Origin of the sequence: Gilliamella sp. B14384G12, assembly GCF_016101825.1 — a bacterium.
In the GTDB taxonomy this organism is placed as follows: Bacteria; Pseudomonadota; Gammaproteobacteria; order Enterobacterales; family Orbaceae; genus Gilliamella; species Gilliamella apicola_N.
In genome coordinates, this window is record NZ_JACFPU010000019.1 from 21,683 (window position 1) to 28,280 (window position 6,598).

The window sequence follows — 6,598 nt, forward strand, 5'->3', positions numbered from 1 at the left end:
CGACGATGAAAACAGTCAATAAGATGCCTCGTTATTCGGCTTATAAAGATTCTGATTATCAGTGGATCGGTAATATACCTGAAAAGTGGAATATTCAAAAATTAAGCTCGTGTTTGTTCCCTGTTTCTGAAAAAAATAGACCAAGTTTACCATTATTATCAATTACTAGAGAATTAGGTGTTATTGAACGGGATATAAAAGACCAAGATAAGAACCATAATTTTATTCCTGATGATTTGACCAATTATAAATTATTGAAAAAAGGTCAATTTGGTATGAATAAAATGAAAGCTTGGCAAGGCTCTTATGGCATTTCTAATTATACTGGTATCGTTAGCCCTGCTTATTTTGTTTTTGATTTAACAAAAAATATTGAAACTGAATTTTTCAATTGGGCAATTCGCAGTTCTTTATATGTATCTTATTTTGGCAGTGCTTCTGATGGGGTGAGAATTGGGCAATGGGATTTATCTAAAACTAGAATGAAGTCTATTCCATTTTTAATTCCTTCTAAAAACGAACAAATTGCCATTGTTAATTTTTTAGATCAAAAAGCAGCTCAAATCGATCAAGCGATTGCCATAAAACAAAAACAGATTGAACTACTTAAAGAACGTCAACAAATTATTATTCAACAAGCAGTGACAAAGGGATTAGATCCTAATGTGCCAATGAAGGACTCGGGGATTGAATGGATTGGGATAATTCCTGAGCATTGGAATATTAAAAAACTTAAATATTTCACTCAATTTATTAATAGAGGATGTACACCCAATTATATTATTGAGTCCGAATATAAAGTTATTAATCAAGCCAATTTTAGTAAAGGTTTTTTTGATTTCGACAATGTAAAATATACCAGAGAGACAGAGTATTCTTATAAAAATAATAGGGGAGTCGTTGTTTTAGATGATTTACTTTTAGCTTCTACAGGAGGCGGAGTTTTAGGTAAAGTTGCTCATTTTGATATTAATACTCAAGAAAAATATATTGCAGATAGCCACGTAACGATTATTCGGACTGATAAACAAATTGCCCAGAATAAATTCTACTATTATTTTCTAGTGATAAATTTTGAATTAATCAATGGAATACTAGCTCAGGGTGCAACAAACCAGACTGAATTACAAAGAGACTGGTTAATAAATTTATTTTTACCCCTCCCGCCACTAGAAGAACAACAATCAATTGTTAAGTATCTTGATGGAAAAGTAGAACAATTTAATAAATTGATTTTATTAGAGACTCTGCAAATCGAAAAACTTAAAGAATATAAAACCACCCTAATTGATAGTGCAGTAACAGGAAAGATCAAAATTACGCCAGAAAAATAAATATTAATAAGGAATAGATATGGTCAGTCAAACCAATGAGCAAGCCCTTGAAGCAACAATTGAAAAACAATTAACTGGTACTTGTCTAGAAGAACTCAAGGGAGCAAAAGAACCTAATGTGAATGGTTATTCAGACCATTATCAATTAGGATTGGCAAAAGATTTTAACGCGCAGTATGCCATTGATAACCACTTCTTCTGGTCTTTTCTGCATAACACCCAAGCCAATGAGTTGAATAAACTACAGAAAAATCATCCCCACGATTGGCAGTGTAAAGTACTTGATCGTTTTGATAAGTTAATTAAAAAATATGGCATTATTCATTTACTAAAAAAAGGCTTAGCCATTGATGATATTCATTTAACACTGATGTATCCGGCTCCGCTTGCCAGCAGTGGCGAGCAGGTGCAATATAATTTTGCACAAAATATCTTTAGCTGTACACGTCAGGTACGTTATTCTCAGCTCAATCCTCTACAAGAAATTGATATAGTGTTGTTTATTAATGGTATCGCCATTATCACCCTTGAGTTAAAAAACCCATGGACAGGACAAACGGCACAATACCATGGTCAAAAACAGTACCGCGAAGATCGAGATATCAGTCAGCCGCTATTAACCTTTGCCCGCTGTTTAGTTCATATGACCGCTGATACTGACGAAGTGTATATGACCACTAAGTTAGCTGGTAAGGACACTTTCTTTTTGCCTTTCAATAAAGGTAATAACGAAGGTAAAGGTAATCCGGTTAATCCTAGTGGTCATAAAACGGCATATTTATGGGAAAGCCTTTTTAAGAAAGCAAGCATCGCTAATATTATTCAACATTTTGTGCGTTTGGATGGTAGCAGTAAAGATTTATTAGCTAAACGAACGCTGTTCTTCCCTCGTTATCATCAATTAGATGTAGTGCGTAAACTTATTGATGATGTGGCTAGTCGCGGGACTGGTCATACCTATCTTATTCAACACTCAGCCGGTTCAGGCAAGTCCAATTCCATTACATGGGCTGCTTACCAATTGATTGAGGTTTGTCCTAATAATAGTTCAGTGGCTGGCGCAAAAGGCATTGATTTGCCACTATTTGATTCGGTGATTGTGGTGACAGATCGTCGTCTTTTAGATAAACAACTGCGTGATAATATTAGTGGATTTTCTGAGGTAAAAAATATTATTGCTCATGCGAAAAAATCAACTGATTTAAGAGCAGCACTTGAAAGTGGTAAAAAAATTATTATCACCACTATCCAAAAGTTTCAGGTGATTGTTAATAGTATTAACGATCTGAGCGATAAATGCTTTGCCGTCATTATTGATGAAGCACACAGTTCACAAAGTGGTTCAGCTCACGATAATATGAATAAAACCATGGGTAAAACGGCTGACGTTGATTCCGATGAAAATGAAGATATTCAAGATACCATCATCAAAACCATGCAGGCACGAAAACTACGAGGCAATGCATCTTACTTTGCGTTTACCGCTACACCTAAAAACATTACCTTAGAAAAATTTGGCGAACAGCAAGCTGATGGTACCTTTAAACCATTTCACTTGTATTCAATGAAACAAGCTATTGAAGAAGGCTTTATCTTAGATGTACTGACTAATTACACTACCTATAAGTCCTATTACGAAATTGAAAAGTCGATTGCCGAGAATCCACTGTTTGATACTCAGAAAGCACAAAAAAAATTACGGGCTTTTGTTGAGCGAAGCAAGCAAACCATCGCTGTTAAAGCTGAAATCATGTTGGATCACTTCCTTACTCAGGTGGTGAACAGTAAAAAGCTAAAGGGAAAAGCCAAAGGCATGGTTGTCACTCAAAATATTGAAAGTGCTATTTACTATTACTTTGCCCTTAATGAACAGCTTAAACAGCTCAATTATCCGTTTAAAATACTGATTGCCTTTTCTGGTGATAAAGAGATTGATGGCATTGAATATAGCGAAGCCAGTATCAACGGTTTTTCTGATAATGATACTTGCGAACATTTTAACTCTGATGAGTATCGATTACTGGTTGTTGCCAATAAATATTTAACTGGTTTTGATCAACCCAAACTCTGTACCATGTATGTGGATAAGAAATTACAATATGTATTAGCTGTACAGGCTCTTTCTCGTCTTAATAGAGCTGCGCCTAAATGGGGTAAGAAAACCGAAGATCTATTTGTGCTTGATTTCTTTAATAGTATTGAAGATATTAAGCAGGCGTTTGATCCTTTCTATACTGCAACCTCATTATCGCGAGCGACCGATATTAATGTATTACATGAACTAAAAGATACGCTTGATGAACCCGGTATTTATGAATGGGCTGAAGTTGAAGCCTTTAATCAACTCTACTTTAAAGGCAATGCCGCTGAGTTACTCAGCCCAATTATTGATTTGGCAGCAGAGCGATTTAATGTTCAACTAGAGCTAAATAATGATGATAAAGTAGACTTTAAAATTAAAGCAAAACAGTTTGTCAAAATTTATAGCCAGATGGCCGCTATTATGCCATTTGAAATGCTAATATGGGAAAAATTATTTTGGTTCTTAAAGTTTTTAATTCCGAAACTAAAGGTAAACGATCCTGATAGTGATAAATTAGATGAATTACTTGAATCGGTTGATCTTAACTCTTACGGTTTACAACGTGTAAAATTAAATCATAAAATTCAATTAGATGCTGAAGAAGTTGAACTTGCGCCACAAAATGCCAACCCAAGAGGTGCGCATACTGGTGAAAATGAAGAAAGCACCTTAGAAGATATTGTGAAAATGTTTAATGAACGCTGGTTTCAGGGCTGGAGCATTACTCCAGAAGATCAACGGGTAAAATTTATTTCCATTGTGCAAGATGTCACTGCTCATAAAGATTTTGATATGAAATATAAAAATAATCAAGATCCCTATAATCGAGAATTGGCGTTCGAAAAAATTATGCGCGATATTATGCTGGAGAATCGCCAGAAGGATATGGAACTCTATCAACTGTATGCTAACGATCCAGCTTTTCGGTCAGCATTTTTAGAGAGTATTAAAAGACAAGTTGGGCTTTGATGAAAAGGTGAAAATAAAAATATTCTGAAAAAAAGAAATTAACTTTGCTTACATTATTATTTATTTTATTTTAGTTTGTTATTCGAAATGATAGAGACTGTGTGATTACTTGATTGAAGCATTAAAAACTAATTATAGTTTACAAGGAGTTATATTGTACAGCTAGTAATATTTGAGGAAAAAATTGATTCAATTACAAACGATATTAAACCATCAATATTATTAGGTAATGGTTTTTCTCAAGCATGTAGAAATGATATTTTTAATTATCAAAATTTATTTCAACAAGCTAATTTTGGTGCAAGAGATGAAAATATAAGAGGAATTTCTGATAGCTTTGATACTTATGATTTTGAAAAAATTATACGAACTCTTGAATCAGCGCAAACAATTTGTACAGCTTATAATATTGATTTATTGATAATTGATCAAATTAGCGTAGAGCTTGAGCAACTTAAAAACTCTTTAATTCAGGTTATATCACAAACACACCCAACAAGATCTAGTTCTATAGATGAGCAACATAGATCAGATTTTTATCAGTATTTTTGGTGATGAAGATTCAGAGCAAAATAGGAACACTATAGCTAATGCTCACCGCTTCCTTAAAATACCTAGGAATCAAATTGATTTTTATGATGCTGCTACTGCAGCTATTTGGCACTGATATTATACGAGAATATAAAAAATGAGTTTAAACGTTGTTAGTTAAGCTCTTTTTTTCAATGATAAGTTTGTTAGGTATTTATAAATATATATTTTCTATTTACAACACCTGCTTCACCAAGCTCATAATATATTCTAAATTTTTAGTATCAGACACAGTTAACTCATAATCACCAGTAGCCCAATGACCAACATTTGAAACGTCTTTTGTTAATTTTTTAGGATCGTCTAGATTACCTTTTTTAGCATTAATCCAGATTTTTAATGATTTATTTTGTAAGTGTATGGAGACGATATTATTTTTGCCCTGTTTAAAAGCAACATAAAGTTTTTTCGGGGTAATTTCGAGTTCGGGTGATAGTGTTAAGATAGCATTCTTAAAGCTTTCATACAGTTCGAGTATATCGTCTGATTTATCATTTAAATGGTAATCTTCATCATAAACGACTAATTCTTTGGTCACCTTATCTAATGCCGAATCTTTGGTATGTTGCACTTGTTTAATACTTGGGGCTGATTTAGAACGTTTGATCGGGTTAATCGAAATTAAGTCGTTATCAAACCGTTTAATTTCCCATAGTTCTATCGCTAAATCTTTAAAGTTAGTCGATTGTTTTTGATAGTCAGTAAACGCAGGGGAAACAAAAATAATTTTACTTTGCGACCAGTCAATTTGATTACGTTTTAAATTTGCTTGGCAAGATTCATTATATTCGACAATAAAATCAGCCTGATAATCAAGCATAAGATTTAAATAGGTCACGCCTTGATCGATAACACTAAAATTACGTTCACGTTTATACTCAATAATAACAAAGGCATTTGCTTCGGTATCATAAGCCAAGGTATCAATTCGGTAATCTTTAATTTTGAATTCAGATTTTACAAAGGTTAAATTACCAATAATATCTAAATTATGCTCAAATAATGACTGGATCTCTTTTTCTAGTTTGAAGGGTTTTTCTTTTAAGATAGTCAACTTTTGACTTTTATTCGAGAAGATTTGCATCATTATTTCCTAATCAATCACATCATTTTTTGATAGAATAAACGATTTCGTGTTTTTTTGCATTAGGCATAAAAATAAAGATATTATGTATACCAACCTCATTGACACCAAAATTGGACTACGAAAAAAAATTAAAATATTTTTATATTAATTAATCAATTATTTATGAAATAATTTAACTCCCGCCAGCACATCAAAATCAACAAATACAAGGCTTAAAGCTTATTTTATTATTCATTAAGCACCTGTAAGATACATTTACAGCCAGAATTTTTAGGACTCTATTAAGGACTACATAAAAATAATAAAATAATTTCGTAGTCCCATAAGAGTAAAGTATGCCTAAAAAAGTAGTCCCAATAACTGATACACAAATAAAGAATGCCAAGCCACAAAGTAAAGATTATCCTATTTATGATGGAAATGGTTTACTTTTACTTATTAAGTCAACGGGTACAAAAATATGGCAATTTAGATATTACCGACCTATAACTAATAATAGAACTACTGTAAGCTTTGGAAGTTATCCAGAAGTTT

Annotated in this window: 5 protein-coding genes; 4 read left to right on the forward strand and 1 reads right to left on the reverse strand. The window is 32.8% G+C overall.

All coding sequences use genetic code 11. The annotated features are described in order from the left end of the window. Window positions 1-5: 5 nt before the first annotated feature. The 3 genes from H3S73_RS13260 to H3S73_RS14110 all read left to right on the forward strand — a co-directional run bounded on the left by H3S73_RS13260 (window position 6) and on the right by H3S73_RS14110 (window position 4,941). Window positions 6-1,334 carry a restriction endonuclease subunit S gene (locus tag H3S73_RS13260; protein ID WP_198236920.1) on the forward strand — a complete coding sequence of 443 codons (1,329 nt, stop codon included), beginning with the start codon at window positions 6-8 and terminating at the stop codon, window positions 1,332-1,334. Between the two features lie 19 nt (window positions 1,335-1,353). After that, window positions 1,354-4,386, forward strand: coding sequence for a type I restriction endonuclease subunit R (locus H3S73_RS13265; RefSeq protein WP_198236919.1), 3,033 nt, complete (start codon window positions 1,354-1,356; stop codon window positions 4,384-4,386). Between the two features lie 216 nt (window positions 4,387-4,602). Beyond that, entirely contained in the window at window positions 4,603-4,941 is a 339-nt protein-coding gene (locus H3S73_RS14110; RefSeq protein WP_370548823.1) for a DUF4917 family protein, read from the forward strand. Window positions 4,942-5,152: 211 nt separating this feature from the next. On the opposite strand, the gene H3S73_RS13275 is transcribed toward H3S73_RS14110, so the two are convergent. After that, the gene (locus H3S73_RS13275; RefSeq protein ID WP_198236918.1) at window positions 5,153-6,061 is read right to left on the reverse strand and encodes a DUF5655 domain-containing protein; all 909 of its coding nucleotides are present in this window, start codon (window positions 6,059-6,061) and stop codon (window positions 5,153-5,155) included. 338 nt (window positions 6,062-6,399) lie between these two features. Here H3S73_RS13275 and H3S73_RS13280 point away from each other — a divergent pair. Next, the coding region (locus tag H3S73_RS13280) for an integrase arm-type DNA-binding domain-containing protein (protein ID WP_198236917.1) at window positions 6,400-6,598 on the forward strand (199 nt) is incomplete at its 3' end.